The organism is Neorhizobium sp. AL 9.2.2, assembly GCF_013317225.1.
Taxonomy (GTDB): Bacteria; Pseudomonadota; Alphaproteobacteria; order Rhizobiales; family Rhizobiaceae; genus Neorhizobium; species Neorhizobium soli.
Genome location: NZ_JAALXU010000009.1, coordinates 850,106 through 870,991 on the forward strand (window position 1 = coordinate 850,106; position 20,886 = coordinate 870,991).

A 20,886-nucleotide genomic window follows, 5' to 3' on the forward strand; every position below is an offset into this window, starting at 1 on the left:
CCTTTTTGTTGCTGTCAGCGGGTTCTAATGCGCGGGTCGATGACCGGCGCGATAAGGTCTGCAACGAGGTTGCCGAGAATGATGGCGAGCGCAGAGGTGAGCGTCACGCCCATGATGATCGGGATATCCACCTGCTGGATCGCCTGCCAGGCCAGCTGGCCGATGCCCGGCCAGCCATAGACGGCCTCGACCACGACGACACCGCCCATGAACTGACCGATATCGATGCCGATCATGGCGATGACCGGCAGCACGGCGTTTGGCAGCGCATGGCGCAAGGTGATGCGGCGCGACGACAACCCTTTGGCGCGGGCCGTTCGCACGTAATCCTGGTTGAGCACGTCGATCATTGCGGAGCGGACCATGCGGGCATACCAGCCGGCACCGAGCACGCCGAGCGTCGCGGCCGGCAGAACCACATGCGAAAACGTGCCGTAGCCGCTCATCGGAAACCAGCCGAGCGTTGCGGCAAACACATAAAGCAGCAGCAGCGCCACCACGAATTGCGGCGCCGACACGCCGACAAAGGATGCCATCATCACCACCCGGTCGACGAACCCGCCGCGGCGGACGGCAGCGATCGTTCCAAGGGTCAGACCGAGCACCACTTCGACGACGATGCCGGAAAACATCAGCGTCAGGGTGGCCGGCAGCCGCGCCATGATCAGCGTCGCAACTTCCGTCTTCTGCGCATAGGAGCGACCGAGATTGCCCTGCAGCAGGTTGGAGAGATACGTCCAGAATTGCACAGGCAACGACTGGTCGAGGCCGAGTTCCCGGCGAATGTTGGCGACCGTCTGCGCCGTTGCACTGCGGCCGGCAATCATCCGGGCCGGATCCGCCGGCAGGGCGTAGAGCAGCACAAAGGTGATCGCCGCGACCCCCAGCAGGATCAGCGCCATCTGCACCACGCGCCGGAGAAAGAGCATCGCCATCAGCCTCGTCCCCGCTGCGTCGGATCGAGAATGTCGCGAAGGGCGTCACCGACGAGGTTGAAGGAAAGTGCCGTCAGAAGGATGATCGCGCCGGGGAAAAACACCAGCCACGGTGCCGCCTGGAAATAGCTCTGGCTCTCGAAGATGATATTGCCCCAGGATGGCTGCGGCGGCTGCACGCCGATCCCGAGGAAGGACAGCGTCGCTTCAAGAAGCACGGTCGTCGCAATGCCGAGCGTGCCCCAGACGATCGCCGTCGGCATCAGATGCGGCAGGATATGCAGGAACAGGATCCGCCCGTGACCGGCACCGAGCGAGCGTTCGGCCATGATGAAGTCGCGCTCCACCAGCCCGCGGGTTTCCGTATAGACGATGCGGGCGACCTGCACCCAGTTGACCAAGGCGATCACCATCGCGACGATCCAGAGGCTGGGGCGAAGCAGGGCGGCCAGCACGATCGCGAGCAGCAGCGCTGGAAACGCCATCATCAGATCGGTAAAGCGCATCAAGAGCGTGCCGAAGAAGCCGCGCACATAGCCGGCGACGATGCCGACGAACAGCCCGATCGTGACAGCCACACCATTGGCGACGAGCCCGATGATCAGCGATGTGCGGGCGCCGTAGAGAAGACGCGAAAACAGGTCCCGGCCCAGCGTGTCGGTGCCGAGCAGGAACGGTCCGCCCGGCGGCAGCGGCGCACCTTCGAGCGAAAGCCCGTCGAACATCTGGTTGTCAGGATCGAACGGCGCGATCATCGGCGCGGCGAGCGCTGCAATGACGACCGTCAAGACGATGAGAATGCCGAACAACGCGACCGGCTGCCTCAATAGCTCCTTGAACACCCGCATCAGATCGCCTCCGGGAGCGGTTCGACGCCGGCAACGATAAATGCGGCGATCTGCTCCATCGGCAAGCGGCGGCGCATGGCGCATTCGCGCAGCGTCCGATAGGCCTGATCCTCACCGATCGCATGCGAGGCCATCAAACGCTCGACCGCCGCATAGACGAGCGGCCTCAGGCGCGAGCGCTCCTCCAGATGCCGGATGCGATCCTGTGCTTCCTCGCGCTCCTTCTGGATTGACAGCGCCATGACAAGCGCGGGATAGACGGCGGAACTGGCGACGGGCTTGGCGATGATGGCGCCCGCTCCTTGCGACAGCGCCCAGGCAATGCGACCCGGTGCTTCCGATCCGAGCAGTGCCACGACGGGGCGAAGCGGCGCCTGCCTGTCGAACGGCAGGAGATCGTCCCAGCCCTGGTCCGCATCGACCATGACGATGTCGGGCAGATCGCCCGAAGACAGCGGCGCCCACTGGACAGCCGCCTCGACACCGAGCAGGCGAAGCTGGCGCACGAGCTTTTCGGTATTGCCGTCTACGCGGTGCAGGATCGTGACCTTTGAGCCGGCGAAAGTCGGGGTCTGCCTCATGACACCACCCGCAGTCTCGGCTGCAGACGGTTGCCGCCGGTGAGATAAGGATCTGCCGCAAGCGGCGGCCGCGAAGCGATCACGTCGAAACCGTTGTCGGCGTTGATGCGGCCGAGATGGAAGGGCAGCGCCGCATGGTTGGTTGCCGCATCAATGGCAAGCGGCCCGAACAGGCTTGGCCATGGCTGGCGGCTGAGCTGCTGTCGCACGGCCCGCGGGTCGTCGGTTTTCGCCGCAGCAATCGCCGCAAGCGCCAGTTTGACCGCGGTATAGGCGCTCGCAAAGACGCTCGACACCCGGCGCTCGCCGAACCTCGCATGAACATTCTGCTTGAAGCGACGGTTTTCGGACGTCGCCAGAGTATCGAAATAGGAGGCGGCGCAAAGCTGCCCGGTGGCAGCACCCGGCGCGATATCAGCAAGCTCGCATTCCATCAGATCGCAGCTGACGACCGGGCAGACCTCGGGCCGAAATGCGGCATCCCTGTCAGCCAGCGCCCGCATCGCGGCCAGAAACGCATAGCTGGACGGCCCGATAAGATTGTTGAGGATAAAGCTCGGACGCCGCTGCTCGATCTCCGCGATGATCCGTTCGACGGCGGTTTCATCGAGCGGCAGGTAACGCTCACCGAGAACCTCGCCGCCGGCATTGCCCACCAGTTCGCGCGCCAACCGGTTCATTTCCCAGCCCCAGACATAGTTGGCGCCGACCAGATATGGCCGCTTGCCATAGCGCGGGATGAGATAGTCGAACAACGGCAGGAGATGCTGGTTCGGACAGCCGCCGAGATAGATCACGCTCTCATTGGCCTCGAACCCCTCGTAAGGGCACATGTACCAGAGCAGACCGTCATGCTTTTCGATCAGCGGCAGGACTTCCTTGCGGGCAGCCGACGTGATCGTGCCGACAATATGCCGGCATCCCTGCCGCAGCAGGTTGCGGGCACCGTCGAGATAGGCGGCAAGATCCGCATGGGGATCGAATAACACGGCATCGACGCCGCCATCAGACGAGTCGCCGAATTCGGCAATCGCGAGATCGGCACCGTCGCGCGCATCCCGCCCCATCGACCCATAGGGTCCGGTTGTCGAAAAGAGAATGCCAATCCTGATCGGGTCGCTCATGCGGGTGCACCAAAACCAAAAAAACCCACAACGCAGATCCCGCACGGGGCGGGGCGATGTGAGGCGAAACTGCCTGGAGACAATCGAAGTCATGTGATGCGGCGGCGCATGCCTATTCCGCGAGCTTGAGTAAAATACAGGCAGCACTGCGTTGTCAAGTGCGACGGGTCTTCGACTTCGACTGTGTTGCGTCCCCAAATTCGGACGTGAAGGTCACATTGTGACCCGCAAGCGGCTCTTCCGGCTTTATCGAGGAGAGTGACTGACGGGCGCAAGCGCGGCGGTCAGAAGCGAGCGATAGGCATACGAACACCGATGCTGATCCCGCTTGCCGCCAACGATCGCTAGTCGCTGGACCTCATGTCGAATCAGCAACCCCGATCGGCAGGTTCCACGTCTAACGATCGTCGATGATCGCACCAGAGAATGTCCGAGCGTGGTCATGTCGCTCTCCGGCTTGCAGGTTGCCTGTGAACGGGGTCAGTTCGTTGGGAAGCTTGGCAAACGAGGGTTGATTGTCAGCGACAACGTAGCGAGTTCACCAGCGATGCGCTCCTGCAATGGACGCACAGGATCAAGCTGCGATGGCACTACATCGCGCCGGGTAAGGCATTCCAGAACGCTTGATCAAAAGTTTCAATGCGCCGGCCGCGAGATCATCTCTCGAATGAGGCGTCTTCTCGTCACTGACCGATGCTCCATCAGCTCTCTTTAGCTGGCGCAATGACCACAACGACCATTGCCCACACTCGGGCCTCGGTTGGCTAACACCGGCGGAGTTTTCTCAGATCATCAACCCGCCAGGTGATGAGGCACTGTAGAGCCGGGGTGGCTTCGCCCGCAACCCGCCGCTACCGCCCGGGATACAGCAACCCAAACCCCAGGAGCGAAATTAAACTGGTCGCGATCAAAGTCTATCGGCAATCCTGACGAGATGAGCGACGGATGTCGCCTTCATCTTCTGCATCATATGGCCTCTGTGAAGCTTCACCGTCGGCTCCGCTAGTTGCAGTTCGGCTGCGATCTGCTTGTTCAGCTTGCCGGCGATCACCAACGTCATGATCTGTCGCTCGCGTGGCGTCAGTGTCTGGTATCTCGACGTAGTGGCAGCTCTCGCTGTGCTTTCCTCTCGACGAGCTGCGTCTTCCGCGATCGCGCGATTGACTGCTTCCAGGAGGTCCTGCTCCCGAACCGGCTTGCTGAGAACATCGATGGCACCCGCTTTCATCGCTCGGACCGCCATGGGCACGTCCACATGGGCGCTGATCAGGACGATGGACCGGCGAATACTGCTCCTTGCCAGTTCCTCTTGAAACTCAAGCCCGCTCTGGCCAGGAAGACGGATGTCTAGGACAATACAGCCGGCCTTTTCGGGGTCGTCAGCCGCGATGAACTCTTTCACTGAACCGTGAGTTTCAGCACTGAGGCCCACAGACTCAAACAGTCCCTTGAGGGCGTCGCGGACGCTCCGATCGTCGTCTATCACGATGACGGTGGGTCGCTTGTTCTTTCTGTCACCGATCAACTGTCGTGTCCTCATACCTGGAAAGCGTGAAGCTCAACGAGGCTCCTCCAAGAAGGTTGGCCGTGGCCCGGATGCGCCCACCGTGGGCCTCCACGATGGAGCGGCATATGGAAAGCCCCATGCCTATTCCGTCCGACTTCGTGGTATAGAACGCCTCGAATACCCGATCGAGTTGCTCCGCCGGTATTCCCACCCCGGTATCCGAAACGCTCACCTCGACCTCGCCTTCGCGCAGCGTGCAGGCAATGCGGATCAGTGCCTCCGCAGCATCGGGCGTCGCCTCGGCGCTGTTCATGATCAGGTTCAGAAGAACCTGCTGTAGCTGGGTCCGATCTCCGAAGACTTCGACAGGTTCCGGAGGAAGATCCGCGACGACTTGCAGGCCCCGCGACTGGAGCTCTTCCCGAAGAAGGAAAAGCACATCGCGCAGGGTCCTCTTGAAGTCCGTTCTCTCCATTCGCACGGGTGACCTCTGTGCCATGGCACGTATGCTGGCAACGATCTCGCCGGCACGGTGACCGTCATGCACGACCCGCTCGGCAGCCAATCGAGCCTGCTTGAGATCCTCGAGCCCGTCCTGAAGCCATCTCAGGCAGGTCCCGGCGTTGGTAACGATTGCAAAGAGCGGCTGATTGATCTCGTGCGCTATTGATACCGCTAGCTCGCCAATGGTGGTCATTCGGGTAACCTGTGCAAGGTTACTTTGGCTCTGACGCAGGGACTCTTCAGCCCGCTTGCGATCCTCGATATCCACCACGACGCCATACCACCGCACGACATTTCCATCCGCGTCGAGCAGTGGATTCTGTTGCAGGTTGAACCACCTGTACTCGCCATCGGCGCGTCTGATGCGGGCATCCACTGGACGCCCCTGCCTTGTTGCAATGATGTCCTCCCAGGTCATGCGCATACGGTCGACATCGTCGGGATGGAACATACGGTAGAAGCCGTACCCGACAATCTCCTCGAAAGGCAGACCGACGAAATCGATCAGGTTCTGGTTCCAGTACTCAAGCTGTCCGTCTGGCGTGCAGGACCAAGCCATGGCAGGGATCGTGTTGATGATGAGGTTGAGCTTGCGTTCGCTCTCCCTCAGCGCGGCCTCGCTCTCTCGAAGAGCATTCTCCGCGTACTGCAGGTTCTCGATGTCGATGTTGACCCCAAACCAGCGTACAAGGCCATTCGCATCCGTAAGCTTGCGCCCGGAAAAATAGAACCAGCGGTACCGTCCATCCGCACCGCGGATACGGCCCTTTAACTGCGTAAAGTCGGAATGCTCAAGGTCCCGTTTCCAGATCTCCACCATTTCCGGGATGTCATCGGGATGATAGAGGTTCAAAAACCCCCATTCGAGGATTTGATCGGCCGGCAGACCGGCATAGTCCAGCCAACTCTGATTGACGAAGTCAGCACTTCCGTCGGGCCGCGCCGACCAGACGAGGACAGGAAGCGAGTCGATAATAAGCCTAAGGTTCTCTTCGCTGGCCGCGAGTGCCGACTTTGTCTGCTCGAGTTCATCCTCGGCCTTTTTGCGATCCTCTATATCGAGAACGACGCCGTACCATTTCACGACGTTGCCCTCGATATCGAGATTTGGCTTTTGCCGGAGGCTGCATCTGCGAAAACGCCCGTCGGCCCGCCGGATCCGTCCATCGACTTCACGGACGTTCTTTGTCGCCATGATGTCGTGCCATTCCGACGCGAGGCGCGCCACGTCGTCGGGGTGGAATAAACGGTAGAAGTTCTCCCCTGCAATCGCTGCCAGTGGCAGCCCGATAAACTCAAGGAAATGCTGATTTGCGAAATCGAGCATTCCTTCGGACGTTGCTGACCATGCCATTGCCGGGATCAGGTCGATGATCGCATCGGCATTCCCCTGTTTTTGCAAGTCCATCTCTCGGCTCGTGCGCTTCGTCGGAGACTGGAAAGCTAAGCTTTTTTCTAGCGGAGCGTTAGGCCAGATTGATAGACGAAGGTCTAGGTTCGCAGTGCTTTCGTCTAGTTTTGCTTGACCAAGATCCAAATTGAGGCCGGGCCGGATCTAACCTACTCATAGCGTTAACCGGGGACAACGAAGCCAAAGCTCGGACAGCCAGATGATGCGCACCATCATCGAAGGCCTCGGGAACTGCATGCGAAGAAATTCACCCTGCCGGACGTAGCCGAAGGCTGCGAACGTCTTTGGCCAATCTGGAGGAATGTCATGCCTCAACTCTCGCGTCGTGCCTTTGCCAGCGCCCTGCCTATCGGCCTCATCGGGGGAAGCCTGCTGGGTGGGACCCTGCTGCCAAACTCCCCCGCCAGCGCGGCAACACAAACGGCTGGCAGGACGCCTCTATCCGTCACCCCGTCCGCTCAGATCCGCATAGGGCGGTTTACCGTGACTGCCCTGACAGACGGGTATGCAGATATGCCGTATGATTACTTCCCAGGACGCGCGGCGCCCGAGGTGGAGAAGATGGCCAGCGCACAATCCACTGCGCGACCGAGCGGGGTCCGCTTCCTCTTTAACCAGTATCTCGTGGAGGATGGCGAACGCCGCATTCTGATAGACGTCGGTGCGGCAGGTTCGATCGGGCAGACCGGTCGTTTGCCACAGGCCCTTGTCACGCTCGGCCTGCAACCCAGTCAGATCGACGCCGTGATTGTGACGCATATGCATCAGGATCACATGGGCGGCTTGGTTTTAGGAGGCAAGAACAACTACCCCGAGGCAGAGGTCTACATCGACCGTCGCGACGTCTCCCACTGGACCAACCCTGCCAAGCGTGCGGGAGCGCCCGACTACCTTCAGACCAGCTTCAAGATGGCAGAAGAGGTCGTACGGCTTTATCCGAGGCTCCAGGCAATTGACGGGGAGCGGGAGATCATGCCGGGAATTACGATTGTCGATCTGACGGGTCATACCCCCGGCCACGTAGGCGTGCGGGTCGAAGACGGCGGTGAAAGCCTGATCATGGTTTCGGACATGGTTTTTCCGGTCGTGCACCCGGTCGCAACTGACGTCTTCTTCCTGTTCGAACAGGATCAGGCCGCAGCCAAAGCAATGCGTGATCGCTTCTTTCCGCGTGCCGCGTCTGAGGGCGCGTTGATTGCAGCGACGCACATGCCTTTCCCTGGACTCGGCCGTATCGTCGCCGATAACGGGGCGTTGCGTTGGCAGGTGGCAGACTGGGCGTTCCAGGATTAGATCACTCACTCGGAAAGACCGGCACCGACAATCAGGCATTCCGATTGGAGGATCTGTGAGATGATCCAGTCTGAATGACTATACCTTCCGCCTTTCACGCCGAAGAGCCGTCGAGAAGGTCAAGCTTGACGCAGACAGATGCAGCCGCCGCGACCCCGCGAGGGTCGCGCTGAAGCGCCGACGACCTCCTCTTCCAACGGCTACTTGGTCGTCGGCCAGACGCTCATCCCGGTACCGAACTCGGGCTTTATTTTAGGCCACACCTGCTCTTTGGTCTTGAACGGGCCGCAAGGAGCTGCCGTGGAATGTCCATCACCAAATCCCTCGCTCCCAGCGGAGGAAGACGCCATAGAAGCCATGGCGTTCCTCGATCTGCCTAGGGTGGCACCAAGTCGCCTTCGCAAAGAGGAGCATTTCGACTGCATTTCCATCAACGGAGGCTGTGCGATCTCGCTGCCGGATGCACCTGTGATCGGCCTTAATCGTGTTCTGGGGATAGCTTGGTCGAGGATCTGGAAACGGGGTATGATTGGCTGCGCCGAAAGTCAGGAAACCGCTACCTGCAGCTGAATGTGGACACAGCGTCTGACGAGGTAAGAGACCGGGTCCGATCGAAACATCTTCTCGAAGATGGGCTCGGCTCGACGAAGCTTACACGCAGCGCGAACGCAGGCACCATCCCGGGGGCCAGCCGGGTCCAGACGCGAATGGTACAGTTCGAACAGGCCCCGCTGTTCGGATCGATAATGTGCGAAGGTTTCGGTTTCCCGCCAACCTTGGAAGAACCCTGGTCTGCCATTGTCGGCAAGGATGGTTGGTCGTGCTTCTCTGCGTTGGATGCTCGAACGCCGGTAGGAACTGGCGTCATGTACGCGTCCGACAGCCATGCCAACACGATCGTCCCGCTGGCTTGCCCGAGATCGTTAGAACCTGCGCCTCGAACTTCGGCCGTTCACCGGCTGAATTGAAAAGCATGAGACCGTCGGAAACCTCAATAATCCGGACCTCATCACACCCGCAGCGCGCCGGGGGTGAGGCCGTCTTCCCGGCGCATGATGGCCGTCAGGTGGCTTTGGCTGGAGAAGCCGCAGGTAAGCGCGATCTCTGCCAGTGGCAGCGGTCCGTTGACAATCAGTGCACGGGCCTCGTCGAGGCGAAGTCGGGTGAAGTACTGGTGCGGGCTCGTGCCCGTTCGACGCCTGAACGAGCGAAGCAGCTGGCTCGACGAAAGCCCGACCAGCGAGGCCAGGTCCTCGAGCCTGACACCCAGTGTGAGATGCGCCTGCATGTGATCGCGCACCTGTCGGAACTGCCGATCAGACAGCCCACCCAGATCCTTCTGGGGCCGGGCTACGCCGTATTGCCGGATGAGGTGGATGCCAAGCAGGTTGAGAAGCGAGTCGAGCTCGAGGCCGGCCATCGTGCCATGCGTGCCTGAACGCAGTTCGTCGCGCAGCATGCCACCGATCAACCCGACACGCCGGTCGACGACCGGCAAGGCATCCGCGACGACGGTTGCTGCCGGCAGGTCGAGGTCGGACTGGGCGAGACCGTCGAGCCATGGTTGCGACAGCGAGAATGCCGCCACTTCCTTGGGCTCATGCCAGCGCGCCCAGTAGTCTGCGCCTGCCGGAACGATTTCACAGCATCCGCTCGCAGCCGAGGCGGTGCGGATCCGCGTCCCGCCAAGGCGTGACTCGCGGTTGCTGAAGGGCTTGAACGACAAGAGCACGAGATGATGGGGGATCGACTGGCTGATCTCGCCTGCGTTCCGCCGGTTCCACGCCGCCGTCCCGAAATCGGACCGGACGAGCCGACCCCAGTTCGGCACCGGCGTGTCGGCAGTGGCGACATGCGGTACTTCGGGCGGAATGGCATCTGACATGGCTGTTTCCCGTCCAGCGTGCGGATTTACTAACAACGATGCGCGTATCCTGAAAGCCGCACCCCCTCCATGTCGCCTATTCCTTGATCATCAACAAGGAGAAAGACAATGACGACCAGCGACATGATCAAAAATAACGACGGCCAGGTTGCAGTGGTGATGGGTGCAACGCGCAACCAGGGTCGGGCCTATGCCGTCATGCTGGCGCGCAACGGCTGCCGCGGCGTGGCCGTCCACTATCACGGCGAGGCCTCCCGCGGCGAAGCGGAAGAAACTGCCGCCGAGATCAAGCATCACGGTGCCGAACCCCTCCTGTTCAGCGCCGACCTGACCCAGGTCGCCGATGTCGCGAGATTGTTCGACGCGGTCGACAAGTCGTTCGGCCAGCTCGACATCGTGGTGAACACGGTCGGCAAGGTGGTCAAGAAGCCATTTGTCGAGATCACCGAGGCCGACTTCGACCAGAGCTTCGCAATCAACAGCAAGGCGGCGTTCTTCTGCATGCAGGAAGCCGCAAAAAGGATCGCCGACAACGGCCGTATCATCAACATCGGCACGACGCTGCAGGCGGCAACGACCGGGCTATACGCGATCTATGCGGGCTCCAAGGCGCCGCTCGAACACTTCACGCGCGCGCTTGCCAAGGAGATCGGCCACCGGGGCGTCACCGTCAACACCGTAGCACCCGGCCCGCTCAACACCTCCTTCTTCTACCCGGTGGAAAGCGCGGAATCGAAGGCCTTCCTCTCCGGCATGAGCCCGCAGAACCGGCTCGGCGAAATCGACGAGATCACGCCGCTGATCGAGTTCCTGGTCAGCCCGGGCGGCAGTTGGGTCACCGCGCAGACCCTCTTCATCAACGGCGGCTTCATCGCCCGCTGATCCCTCGACTGCACAACACAAGGCTGACGGCCCATCGATCAGGACGTCAGCCGGCATCCAACCCGCCTGAGGCAGCGCGAACTTGATCAGGTGTGGCCCGCTATCGCGACCCATCCTATCTTTTGGTCTGCATGCCCGCGACGAACCATATGATCGGTTCATCAGCAGCGTTGGGATCAGGCGGCCTTTCTTGCTATGTCGCAAATGCTCAGAGTAACTGCCTTAAGCAGCTGTTCGAATACCTAAGGGTGCAGGAGCAGCAATGCACATCCATTGATCTGTTACACACCGTAAATTTTGGGCGACTGGCCCTATACTCTGGAGGTATGCCGCCATCAGAGAGATTGGCACCTTGGGGAGAGAGAGATGCATCCGGCCGAAACGTTCGAACTGGTTTTCACCCTGCTTCTCGCGATCCTCGCCCTGCACTGGTTTGCCGAACGCGCCAAGCTTCCGCCATCTGTCGCCCTTCTCGTCGGCGGCGGGGCCCTGGCCTTCCTTCCCGGACTGCCGGTGATCGAGCTGGATCCCGAGCTGGTTCTCGTGCTTTTCCTGCCGCCGCTTCTGATGGACGGGGCCTATTATACCGCGCTTGCCGCCTTCCGCCGCCACAGCGCCGGCATTCTGTCGCTGGCCATCGGCGCGGTCGTCTTCACCACCCTGGTGGTGGGACTTGTTGTTCACTGGCTGGTCCCGGCGCTGCCCTGGGCCGCCTGTTTCGCCCTTGGCGCCATTGTTTCGCCACCGGATGCCGTCTCGGCACGGGCGGTTCTGCAGCGCGTGAAGCTTCCCCGCAGGCTGACAACGCTTCTCGAGGGTGAAAGCCTCCTGAACGACGCCAGCGGCTTGGTGCTTTTCCGCTTCGCTGTCGCGGCGGCCTTGACGGGAAGTTTTGATGCCGTGGATGCGAGCCTCGAGTTCGGCTTCCTGGCGATTGGCGGCGTCGTGGTCGGCGCCGTCGTGGGTGGGGCCTGGACCTTCCTCCTCCGGCGGCTGGGCGACGAGACCCTGATGATCCTCGCCTCCCTGATCCTCGGCTGGGCCGCCTATCTGGCTGGCGAAGCGGTCCACATCTCGGGCGTCATCTCCACAGTCACCGCGGGCCTGGTTTTCGGCTGGTACCAGCACGTCGTCTTTACCGCGAGCGTTCGCATCCGCGCCGGCGCCTTCTGGCACGTCATGGTGTTCCTGATGGAGGCCATGATCTTCATCCTCATCGGTCTTTCGCTGCGCGGCGTGCTGGAGCGCGTCGGGGGATTCGAGACTGTCCTTGCCACCATGGCGGTTCCGGTCGTGGGCGTGATCGTCGCGATGACGCTGGCGCGTTTCGTCTGGATCTTTGGCTGTGACGCCGTTCTTGCGCTGCTCAACCGGATAGGATTTCCCATCGACGACCCGCTCGGCCCGAGGGCCGCGACGGTGATGAGTTGGGCGGGCATGCGTGGCGTGGTCACCCTCGCTGTTGCCCTGACCGTCCCCGAAACAATGCCAGGTCGCGACCTCATGCTGGTCGCAGCTTTCGCCGCCATTCTCGTCACTGTTCTTCTCCAGGGGACGACGCTTGGGCTGGTTATCCGCGCGGCGAACCTGTCTGATCGGGGCGTGCGCCCGGCATTGAGCCTTGCACAGGCGGAAGCGGCGGTCGCAGCAGCCCAGCTCGTCGCCGTCCGGTCGCAGGCCTATACCGACGACGGAACGCTTGCCCACCCGCGATTGCTCGAGGGCTTCCAGCGGCGCGCCGACCAGGCATTCCAGAACGCGGACGACGAAGACACTTTCGTAGACGAGATCACGGCCCACTACGACCTCGTCCTCGAGGCGGTAAGGGCCGGCCGGGCCGAACTCGTGCGCCTTCATCGCGCCCACCAGATCAGTGACGAAACGCTGCATGACCTGGAGCGGGACCTCGATCTGGAAGAGCTATCGGCGACAGCCGCGAAATCCCTCTGACATGACGCTTGCGGCGTTTACCTCTGTCCAACGTGCTGGACTTAGCGTCCTGCTCGTGTCCCTTCTGATGCCGGAGCCCATGACTTAAAACGATCGCATCACCGGCGATCGACTGCAAATGAAGGAACTATGGTTTTGGAAATCGGAATTGACAGTTTTGCGGCAACCGTCAAGGGTGTCAGCGACATGGATCGCATGGGTTTCCTGCTCGACGAGATCGAGATGGCCGATACGTCTGGCCTCGACGTGTTCGGCATTGGTGAGCACCACCGCAGCGACTATCTCGACAGCGCACCGGCCGTCATCCTTGCCGCCGCCGCCGCGCGGACGAAGTCGATCCGGCTGACCAGCGCGGTAACGGTGCTTGGCGCCGCAGACCCCGTCCGCGTCTTCCAGGAGTTCGCGACGCTGGACCTCATCTCGCGGGGACGGGCTGAAATCGTCGTCGGTCGGGGATCCTCGATCGAGGCCTATCCGCTGTTCGGTCTCGACCTCAACGACTACGATGCCCTGTCGGAGGAAAAGCTGGAACTGCTGCTCGCCCTGCGCGACGAGACCAATGTGACATGGTCCGGCCGGTTTCGTGCGCCACTTGACGGCCAGGGTGTCTACCCACGTCCTGCCCAGCCGAAGATGCCCATATGGCTTGGGGTTGGCGGCACGCCGCAATCCTTCGCCCGTGCCGGGATCCTTGGTCTTCCGCTGATGGTGGCGATTATCGGCGGGGAATTCCGGCGGTTTCGATCGCTGGTCAATCTCTACCGGGAGGCCGGAGCACGCGCCGGGCACGCGCCCGAAGCACTGCGCGTCGGCATTCATGCGCTCGGCTTCGTGGCCGAGACGGACCGCGAGGCGGAGGATCGCTTCTTCCCCGGCTGGCAGGCGATGTTCACCAAGATCGGCCTCGAGCGTGGCTGGGCACCGTCGACGCGCGCGCAGTTCGACAACCTGGTTCGGCCCGGCGGCGCGTTCCTCGTCGGTGATCCCGAAACGGTGGCGGCAAAGATCCGGCAGACGTCCGAGGACCTCGGCGGCATCGACCGGCTGACGTTCCAGATGAGCTCCGCGGCAAGCGACCAGCCGGCGATGCTGCGGTCGATCGAAATGCTCGGCCGCGAGGTGAAGCCACGCCTCTCGGCCTGAGCAAAAGGTCGTTTCTCAAAGCGACGGTTGCCGAGGCGGCCTTTCCGTATCCGCCGGAGGACAAGGCGACGAAAATGCGGGTTCCGACCTACTGAGCCAAAAGGCGCCTGGTCCGTCGGTTATCCGCACGCGTTGCAGGCGGCGTTCAGCCTGAGACTCGGTACCTTTGCGCAAAGTGCACGAAGGCCGAAACCTGTTTTTCCAGGAAGTGACGGGTTTCGGCGTCGGTCAGTTCCAGCGTTTCGCTGTGCACCTTGGCCGCGACATGCCCGATCATGACCTCCGGCTTGTTGAGAACGGCGGCATCCAGATAAACGAGGATCTGTCGGAGATGGTACTGAGCCCGGGCGCCGCCGAGCATACCGGCTGACGCCGTTTGGATGGCCACCGGCTTGCCGGAAAACGGCTGGTTCGGCAGGCGCGAAAGCCAGTCCAGGGCGTTCTTGATGCCACCCGGGACCGAGTAGTTGTACTCGGGCGTGACGATGATTACGCCGTCGGCGAGACGGATCGCCTCACCCATCGCCGTCACCTCCGCAGGGAACCCTGCCGCCTGCACATCCTCGTCATAAAGCGGGAACATGCCGACCGAGCCGAGTGCCGTGATGGTCACGCCCTCGGGGGCGAGAGACGGCAGGGAGCGAGCGATTGCAGCATTGTAGGATTTATGACGCAGGCTTCCGAGAAGGGTCACGAAGTGCAGCGGCTTAGGTTCAAACATGAAGGCTCCAAATGAGAATGCTGACGAAAAGGCGGATCAAACGAGGTCGGAATCCGGATTGACCACTTTCGGCAGCTCGATAATGAGATAGTCGAGAAAAGCGCGCACCGATGGCAGCACGTAATCCCGGAACGGCAGGACGGCGGTGATCTCCGCCTTGCCGGCCAGCCATTCCGGCATGACCCTTTGCAATCTGCCCTCAGCCACGTCTTCCCGGCAGATGTAACCGGGAAGCGCCGCGATCCCGATGCCGTCTGCCGCAGCCTGTTTCAGCATGATCAGGTCGTTGCCCGCCATTCGTGGCTGGACGGGAAGCACCCGGTCGCCGATCACGGGATGGCTGAGCTTCCACACCGTTGCCTGCCCGGGACGGTGCATCGCCAGAAGGTCATGCTCCGATAGGTCGTCCGGTGTCTTCGGTTCGCCGCGACGCTCGATATAGCTCGGCGCTGCGAAAATGAACCAGGGCGCCGGAGAGAGCGTCCGCTGCACCAGGGCCGAATCGGTCATCTGCCCCTCGTGAGCCCGGATCGCGAGATCGAAGGCGCCGCCGATGATGTCCGTCTGCTCGTCGCCCGTGTGCTGGACTAGCTGGATTTTCGGGTGGTCGATCGCGAACTGCGGTATGATCTGCCGCAGGACATAGACCGAGGTCGCGATTGCCGTCGTGAACTTGATGACCCCCGTCGGCTCCTCCAGCCTCTGGCGCACCGCGTTCTCGGCGATGTCGGCGTTTTGAAGCATGACAAGCGCGTGGCGATAGAAGAGAGTGCCCGCTTCGGTCAGCGTCTGCACCCGTGACGTTCGATTGATCAGCCGGACGCCGAGGGCGGCTTCAAGCTGCTGCAGCCGATGGCTGAGTGTCGACTTCGCAACGCCCGTGCTGCGGCTTGCAGCTGTCAGGCCGCCGCTGTCGACGACCTGGACGAAGGTACGGAAATCATTGAGGTCGAGCACGGGTTCAGTCCCTCCACGAGATCGGCGCAAAGACCGCCAAAGGCCGTTTTTTATGGGCCAATTCCAAGGAGACCACGACCAGCATTAGAGAGACGCCCTGACAAGCGCAACCCCGAGATGATGGGCCAGCCCTCTAGATGCCGCAGCAAACGCCGAGAGGTTGATCCCCATCACCACCTCCGAATCGACGCCATTCACCGGGACGAACGACGCCTCGAAGCGGATGCTGGCTTCATCGGCGCTCACGCCGGGACGAACCTGGATCTGGTTCGTCTGCTCGCTGACCGGGATCGGAAACGTCACCATCTGGTAGGTGAGATGACACGCCCCGTCATCACTGGATATCAGCCGCTCGCGGACGGTCGTCCCGTCGGTCGTGACCAGCTCCCGTTCTCCGTCGGCGAGCAGACGGCTTTCACGGGCAATCGGGTTCCACGAGGCGACCGCCGCGAAATCGCGAACGACGGACCAGATCCGTTCCGGGCTTGCGGCAAGGGTCGCGGTATAGACGGCGACATAGCTCTTGCTCATACCCGTGCTCCACCGTTGGCCAGAACATGCTGCCCTGTCAGCCAGCGTGCCTGGTCGGAAGCAAGGAAGGCGACGACATCGGCGATCTCGTCGGGTTCGCCAAGGCGTCCGAGTGGCGACCCGGCCGCAATCCGGTCACGCTCTTCCTGCGGCGCATCCTTGATGAACTCGGTGTTGGTTGCGCCGGGCATGACCGAGTTGACGGTAATCCCGCGGTGACCCAGCTCTATCGCCAGAACCTCGACGATCAGCTTCGATCCGGCCTTCGAGGCCGCGTGCAGGCCCATGCCCTGTGCCGTGAACGCGGTGGTCGAGGTCGAGATGTCGATGATCCTTCCGCCGTCCCGCACCCGCTTGGCCGCTTCCTGGAGCACGAAGAACGAGCCCTTGGCATTGAGACCAAAAATTCGGTCAAAATCCTCTTCCCGGACGTCGACGACCGGCACGCCAATGAACGGCAGCCCGGCATTGGCGACCACGATGTCGAGGCCGCCGAAGGCCGTATCGACCTCGGCAAACAGCCGGCGGATGTCCGCCATATCGGCGACATCGGCCTGGAAGGGACGCGCCACGCCGCCGGCCTCCTCGACGGCCCGCACCGCTTCCGCCGCTTCCTCCGGACGGCTGCGATAATTGATCGCGACCGTTGCGCCCTCGCGGCCGAGCCGTTCGCCGATCGCCCGGCCGATGCCGCGCGATGCTCCGGTGATCAGCGCCACCTTGTCTTTGAGAGATGTCATGAGAATGCTCCTTCGTACGTGGGCGATGATGGGCGAGACTGTCGGCTTGACCGTTCGGTCCGATCGGTCAGGCGAGGATGCGTGCGGCGATTCGCTCGGCGACCATGATGGTGGTGACGTTGGTCGGAACCGACGGGATGTCCGGCAGGATGGAGGCGTCGACGACGCGGAGGTTCTCGGTGCCGCGCACGCGTCCGAAGGCATCGACAACGGCTGTCTCGTCGGTGTCGGCCCCCATTGGAACCGTTGAGGTCGGATGCTGGTAGGCAGCAATGTTCGCGATGATGTTGGCGCGCAGGTCCGCGTCACTGTGCACGCCGTCCCCCGGGGCCATCTCGTGATCAACCATGCCCACGAAAGGAGCGGTTCTGCCGATTTCGCGGGACAGCTTGACCGCCTCCACCATCCTGTCGAGATCGCTCGGGTCGTCGAAGAAATTGTAGTGGATGCGCGGCGCAACGCGTGGGTCTCGCGAGGCCAGGCGGAAGCTGCCGACCGACTTTGGCAGCGTCACCGCAGCCGCGAGAACGATCGCGCCGCCCGTCGGGCTCGCCTTCGGGTCGATGAAGTGGGTCGCGGATACCTGGAGGTCGAGATCGCCGCCGGTTGCGGACGATGAGCCCGTCCAGACAAGCGCACCGGCTGCGGGGCTCATGGCCCTGTCGGAGGCCTTCAGTGCGTAGACGTTGTAAAAGAACGGATGGTCCTGGAGACGGGATCCGACCGGCAGATCCGCCAGAACAGGGATCTCCAGCGCGCGGAGATCGCCGGCAGGCCCGATGCCGGAGCGCAGCAGCATGGCCGGGCTTCCGAACGCCCCGCCCGACAGGATGATCTCGCCGCCGGTCAAAACCTCTCCCGTCACCAGCCGGACGCCGGTGGCCCGATTGCCGCTGAAGACAACGTGATCCACTTCTGTCTCGCCGCGGATGGTGAGGTTCGGGCGGGCGCGAACCTCCTCGGTGAGATAGACGATGCCGGTATTCATCCTCCTCTCGTCGACGACGTTGAGCGGATAGGCCCCTGCCCCGTCCGCAGCCGCGCTGTTAAAATCCGAAACGTCGGCCAGACCCAAGGCCCACGCGGCGTGAACGAAGCCGCGCGAGGACGCGGTCAGTTCCTCGAGGGTTCGCTGCCGGACCGGAAAGTGGCCGGATCGACCATGCAGGGTATCGTCGCCGGTCGGGGTGTTTTCCAAAGCCTTGTAAGCGGCCGACACCTCGTTCCAGGACCAGCCTTCGATCCCCCGCGCCGCCCAGCGTGCGAAGTCGGACGGCCGTGCCCGCATGGCGACCGTGCCATTGACGGCGGAACTGCCACCGACCACCCTGCCCCGCGGCAATGGAATGTCATGGCCGAGCTTTGTCGTGTCGTCGCTGTGATAGTGCCAATCGAAATCCGGAGTCCCCACAGTGCCGGCATCGGTCAGGCTCTGCGGATAGGCGCTCGGCGCGAAATCAGGCCCCGCTTCCAGCAACAGTATGGTGCGATGAGGATCGGCGCTGAGGCGCGTCGCAAGCACCGCTCCGGCGGACCCGCCTCCCAAGATGATCACGTCGACCGGTGGCGCTTCGGCATGGGCGTGCGCCAGGCCGATCAGGACAGCGCCCGTTGCTTTGCCGCTTCCAGCCATGAAACTTCTCCTCGTCATTGCCACTTGCGTGAAATTTGTCCCTGATGGAGCGCTATGAGCGCTTCAGACGACGCTCCACTCCTATTTCAGGGAAGTAGCGAATACGGGATTGTGCGAACAGCGGGCCCATCCCGGAAGCTGCGTTCAACAGGATGGACGACGCACACCGACGACGTGACGACACCACGAAGCTAGGCCCGCTGAATGAACTGAGCGATGCAGTGCTTGACGACCGGACATGAGGCGCAAGGTGGAGGCATTTCCGCTGCCGGTCAGAAGCGGTAGATTCTTACCCGGTGCGACAGGCAGGCTCTGTTCGCATCCATTTCGGTTGGAGGGTCCTCAGGATCGCTTAGGTCTACGCGACCTCAAATGTAACCTTGGCGTATGCGCCGCCGTCAGGATTGTTTCCGACCTCCAAGCGGGCATTGTGGCCTTCCGCAATCGCTTTGACGACCGTCAGACCAAGCCCTGAACCGCTCGTGCCACGACCGCTGAGCCTCTCGCTTCTCCAGAACATGTCGAAAGAGGAGTGCTGCGCATAGTCTGGTAGTCCTGGACCCTTGTCCTGGACAGAAATGAACGACCGCCCCGTGTCATCCACCCCAGTATGAACATCGATCGGCCCGAAATCGCCCGCGTATCGCCGTGCGTTTTCCAGAAGAGCGAGGATAGCCTGGCGGAAACGGTCCGGATCGATCATTGCCGGTGCGGGCGCAAGGTAGGTTCGGAAATTGACATCACCGCCTGCGGAGATCTGGAACAGGGTCACCGTCTCCGAAGCATGCAAGGCCAGGTCGGTCGCCGTGGTCGCGGACACAAAGTCGATCGTGCCCGCCAGTGAGAGCGTGTTCAGCTGGTCCACCAGCCGCGACATGCCCCGTGTCTGCGCCAAGAGCGCACGCAACTGGTCTTCGCTGGCGGGAATGACGCCGTCAGTCATGCCTTGCAGATTGCCCTGCAGCACCGTCAGTGGTGTGCGCAATTCGTGGGCCACCGCGCGCGTGTTGAATTTCAGGCGGGTCTCCAATGCAAGCAACTCGCTCGCCATGCGATTGATGGTGATCGCAAGCGTTTCGACTTCCTTGGTTGCGCCCGGTTCGACCGTGGCCTGAAAATCGCCCTGCCGGATCTTTTCGGCTGCGGCCGTCAGGCGGGTGAGCGGCGCGACGAGCCGGTAGGCCAGGACGACGCCAATGCCGCTGGTAAACACGATCAGCAGAAATCCGAAACCTAAAACACCCTCGACAGGGGACGCCTCGGTCGCCTCTTCCAGTGTCGGATAGAGCGGCGCGAGTGCCGCGAGATCGCTCGGTGCGGGGATCTCGCCATTGTTGATGCTGACCCAGGCACGTTTCGCATCGGGGGGCAGCGCGTCCAGTGCCGATAATTCGGCATGATCGATATACCAGTCGGTCAGGATATAGAGGAGCGCGATGGTCATCAGTTGAATGACGGAAACCAGAGCCGCCGTCAGTGTTGATAGAGCCGGTCTAGACACCTGTCGACCTCGCGAAACGATAGCCTATCCCGCGCACGGCAACGATAAAGCCGTCCAGGCCGCAACTCGCCAGCTTTCGCCTGAGGTTGGCGATATGCGTATCGACGGTTCGATCGAGCGCATCGCTTTCGGGCATGCACGCGTCCAGCAAGGATGCTCTTTCGAAGGTCTTAAACGGCGACCGGACGAAACAAACGAGAAGGCGAAACTCCGTTGCGGTCAGCGGCAGTTCGACCCGGCCTTTGTCAGTCGAGGCAATCGCGATGTGGGACTCCAGCTGAACCTCGACCCCGTCGTGCCGGACAACCTCATGAGCGCCAACGCCTCTGGTGCGCTTGAGGACAGCGCCCACCCGCGCCACTACTTCCTGCGGGTTGAACGGTTTGGTGACATAGTCATCGGCGCCGAGCTTCAGGCCGAGCAACTTGTCGGTACTGTCATCCATCGCCGACAGGAAGATGACCGGCACGCTCGAATTTGCCCGGACCCTCGCCAGAAGATCGAAGCCATCGATGTCAGGCAGGCCGATATCGAGCAGGATCAGGTCGGGCTGCAATCTCTGGACATGGGTGAGAGCCGTAAGGCCTGTCGAAGCCTTTACCGTCCTGTAGCCGGCTCTTGCGAGATATTTTTCAATAAGGGAAGCAATCTCTTGGTCGTCCTCGACGACCAGCACGAGCGATGAGATCATCGTCAAACTCTCTGACTTTGACATGCTCTTCTCCGGTTCTCGGTCAAAT

The 20,886-nt window shown here is 61.9% G+C and carries 19 protein-coding genes; 5 read left to right on the plus strand and 14 right to left on the minus strand.

Annotation, left to right across the window (positions count from 1 at the left end):
• Positions 1-14: 14 nt before the first annotated feature.
• From G6K99_RS21450 to G6K99_RS21465, 4 genes are read right to left on the minus strand one after another with little or no spacing between them, the layout of a single operon-like run.
• Complete coding sequence (locus G6K99_RS21450; protein ID WP_174197817.1) at positions 15-935, minus strand: ABC transporter permease; 921 nt, start codon at positions 933-935, stop codon at positions 15-17.
• Positions 935-1,783 carry an ABC transporter permease gene (locus G6K99_RS21455; RefSeq protein ID WP_174197818.1) on the minus strand — a complete coding sequence of 283 codons (849 nt, stop codon included), beginning with the start codon at positions 1,781-1,783 and terminating at the stop codon, positions 935-937. Before G6K99_RS21455 ends, G6K99_RS21450 begins: the two co-directional genes overlap by 1 nt.
• Positions 1,783-2,364 (minus strand): ANTAR domain-containing response regulator, encoded by a 582-nt coding sequence (locus tag G6K99_RS21460; RefSeq protein ID WP_174197819.1) that lies wholly within the window; start codon positions 2,362-2,364, stop codon positions 1,783-1,785. Before G6K99_RS21460 ends, G6K99_RS21455 begins: the two co-directional genes overlap by 1 nt.
• Positions 2,361-3,488 (minus strand): transporter substrate-binding protein, encoded by a 1,128-nt coding sequence (locus G6K99_RS21465; protein ID WP_174197820.1) that lies wholly within the window; start codon positions 3,486-3,488, stop codon positions 2,361-2,363. The genes G6K99_RS21460 and G6K99_RS21465 overlap by 4 nt, the downstream gene beginning before the upstream one ends.
• Before the next feature lie 686 nt (positions 3,489-4,174).
• Between G6K99_RS21465 and G6K99_RS23570 the strand changes: the two genes are divergently transcribed.
• On the plus strand, positions 4,175-4,309 hold the full coding sequence (locus G6K99_RS23570) for a hypothetical protein (RefSeq protein ID WP_174197922.1): 135 nt from the start codon (positions 4,175-4,177) through the stop codon (positions 4,307-4,309).
• Between the two features lie 86 nt (positions 4,310-4,395).
• Here the strand turns inward: G6K99_RS23570 and G6K99_RS21475 are convergent, their stop codons facing one another.
• Positions 4,396-5,013: a response regulator transcription factor gene (locus G6K99_RS21475; RefSeq protein WP_174197821.1), complete on the minus strand. Its 618-nt coding sequence runs from the start codon at positions 5,011-5,013 to the stop codon at positions 4,396-4,398.
• The gene (locus G6K99_RS21480) at positions 5,003-6,907 is read right to left on the minus strand and encodes a PAS domain-containing sensor histidine kinase (RefSeq protein ID WP_174197822.1); all 1,905 of its coding nucleotides are present in this window, start codon (positions 6,905-6,907) and stop codon (positions 5,003-5,005) included. The genes G6K99_RS21475 and G6K99_RS21480 overlap by 11 nt, the downstream gene beginning before the upstream one ends.
• Before the next feature lie 309 nt (positions 6,908-7,216).
• On the opposite strand from G6K99_RS21480, the gene G6K99_RS21485 reads away from it, so the two are divergent.
• Positions 7,217-8,203: an MBL fold metallo-hydrolase gene (locus G6K99_RS21485; RefSeq protein WP_174197823.1), complete on the plus strand. Its 987-nt coding sequence runs from the start codon at positions 7,217-7,219 to the stop codon at positions 8,201-8,203.
• A gap of 1,009 nt (positions 8,204-9,212) precedes the next feature.
• Here G6K99_RS21485 and G6K99_RS21490 read toward each other — a convergent pair.
• On the minus strand, positions 9,213-10,088 hold the full coding sequence (locus G6K99_RS21490; RefSeq protein WP_174197824.1) for a helix-turn-helix domain-containing protein: 876 nt from the start codon (positions 10,086-10,088) through the stop codon (positions 9,213-9,215).
• Between the two features lie 108 nt (positions 10,089-10,196).
• Between G6K99_RS21490 and G6K99_RS21495 the strand changes: the two genes are divergently transcribed.
• From G6K99_RS21495 to G6K99_RS21505, 3 genes are all read left to right on the plus strand, one after another.
• A complete protein-coding gene (locus G6K99_RS21495; protein ID WP_197978113.1) occupies positions 10,197-10,970 on the plus strand; it encodes an SDR family oxidoreductase in 774 nt (257 codons plus the stop codon).
• 366 nt (positions 10,971-11,336) lie between these two features.
• Entirely contained in the window at positions 11,337-12,920 is a 1,584-nt protein-coding gene (locus G6K99_RS21500; protein WP_174197825.1) for a Na+/H+ antiporter, read from the plus strand.
• A 135-nt stretch (positions 12,921-13,055) separates the two neighbouring features.
• Positions 13,056-14,063 carry an Atu2307/SP_0267 family LLM class monooxygenase gene (locus G6K99_RS21505; protein ID WP_174197826.1) on the plus strand — a complete coding sequence of 336 codons (1,008 nt, stop codon included), beginning with the start codon at positions 13,056-13,058 and terminating at the stop codon, positions 14,061-14,063.
• A gap of 145 nt (positions 14,064-14,208) precedes the next feature.
• Here G6K99_RS21505 and G6K99_RS21510 read toward each other — a convergent pair whose 3' ends face one another.
• The 7 genes from G6K99_RS21510 to G6K99_RS21540 form a co-directional block, all read right to left on the minus strand.
• Positions 14,209-14,784: an NADPH-dependent FMN reductase gene (locus G6K99_RS21510; RefSeq protein ID WP_174197827.1), complete on the minus strand. Its 576-nt coding sequence runs from the start codon at positions 14,782-14,784 to the stop codon at positions 14,209-14,211.
• Positions 14,785-14,820: 36 nt separating this feature from the next.
• Positions 14,821-15,741, minus strand: a complete 921-nt coding sequence (locus tag G6K99_RS21515) for a LysR substrate-binding domain-containing protein (RefSeq protein WP_174197828.1) — start codon at positions 15,739-15,741, stop codon at positions 14,821-14,823.
• 84 nt (positions 15,742-15,825) lie between these two features.
• A complete protein-coding gene (locus tag G6K99_RS21520) occupies positions 15,826-16,272 on the minus strand; it encodes an SRPBCC family protein (RefSeq protein ID WP_113111346.1) in 447 nt (148 codons plus the stop codon).
• Entirely contained in the window at positions 16,269-17,012 is a 744-nt protein-coding gene (locus tag G6K99_RS21525; protein WP_174197829.1) for an SDR family oxidoreductase, read from the minus strand. Before G6K99_RS21525 ends, G6K99_RS21520 begins: the two co-directional genes overlap by 4 nt.
• A 67-nt stretch (positions 17,013-17,079) precedes the next feature.
• Positions 17,080-18,645: a GMC family oxidoreductase gene (locus G6K99_RS21530; RefSeq protein ID WP_202048843.1), complete on the minus strand. Its 1,566-nt coding sequence runs from the start codon at positions 18,643-18,645 to the stop codon at positions 17,080-17,082.
• 358 nt (positions 18,646-19,003) lie between these two features.
• Positions 19,004-20,089 (minus strand): HAMP domain-containing sensor histidine kinase, encoded by a 1,086-nt coding sequence (locus tag G6K99_RS21535; RefSeq protein WP_174197831.1) that lies wholly within the window; start codon positions 20,087-20,089, stop codon positions 19,004-19,006.
• Between the two features lie 49 nt (positions 20,090-20,138).
• A complete protein-coding gene (locus G6K99_RS21540) occupies positions 20,139-20,837 on the minus strand; it encodes a response regulator transcription factor (RefSeq protein ID WP_062578313.1) in 699 nt (232 codons plus the stop codon).
• Positions 20,838-20,886: the final 49 nt, after the last annotated feature.

Coding starts and splice junctions, on each gene's coding strand:
- G6K99_RS21510 (WP_174197827.1), bottom strand. CDS start 14,784: ATGTTTGAACCTAAGCCGCTGCACTTCGTGACCCTTCTCGGAAGCCTG.
- G6K99_RS21535 (WP_174197831.1), bottom strand. CDS start 20,089: ATGACCATCGCGCTCCTCTATATCCTGACCGACTGGTATATCGATCAT.
- G6K99_RS21495 (WP_197978113.1), top strand. CDS start 10,197: ATGACGACCAGCGACATGATCAAAAATAACGACGGCCAGGTTGCAGTG.
- G6K99_RS21485 (WP_174197823.1), top strand. CDS start 7,217: ATGCCTCAACTCTCGCGTCGTGCCTTTGCCAGCGCCCTGCCTATCGGC.
- G6K99_RS21490 (WP_174197824.1), bottom strand. CDS start 10,088: ATGTCAGATGCCATTCCGCCCGAAGTACCGCATGTCGCCACTGCCGAC.
- G6K99_RS21500 (WP_174197825.1), top strand. CDS start 11,337: ATGCATCCGGCCGAAACGTTCGAACTGGTTTTCACCCTGCTTCTCGCG.
- G6K99_RS21450 (WP_174197817.1), bottom strand. CDS start 935: ATGGCGATGCTCTTTCTCCGGCGCGTGGTGCAGATGGCGCTGATCCTG.
- G6K99_RS21540 (WP_062578313.1), bottom strand. CDS start 20,837: ATGATCTCATCGCTCGTGCTGGTCGTCGAGGACGACCAAGAGATTGCT.
- G6K99_RS21465 (WP_174197820.1), bottom strand. CDS start 3,488: ATGAGCGACCCGATCAGGATTGGCATTCTCTTTTCGACAACCGGACCC.
- G6K99_RS21520 (WP_113111346.1), bottom strand. CDS start 16,272: ATGAGCAAGAGCTATGTCGCCGTCTATACCGCGACCCTTGCCGCAAGC.
- G6K99_RS21460 (WP_174197819.1), bottom strand. CDS start 2,364: ATGAGGCAGACCCCGACTTTCGCCGGCTCAAAGGTCACGATCCTGCAC.
- G6K99_RS21530 (WP_202048843.1), bottom strand. CDS start 18,645: ATGGCTGGAAGCGGCAAAGCAACGGGCGCTGTCCTGATCGGCCTGGCG.
- G6K99_RS21455 (WP_174197818.1), bottom strand. CDS start 1,783: ATGCGGGTGTTCAAGGAGCTATTGAGGCAGCCGGTCGCGTTGTTCGGC.
- G6K99_RS21480 (WP_174197822.1), bottom strand. CDS start 6,907: ATGGACTTGCAAAAACAGGGGAATGCCGATGCGATCATCGACCTGATC.
- G6K99_RS21525 (WP_174197829.1), bottom strand. CDS start 17,012: ATGACATCTCTCAAAGACAAGGTGGCGCTGATCACCGGAGCATCGCGC.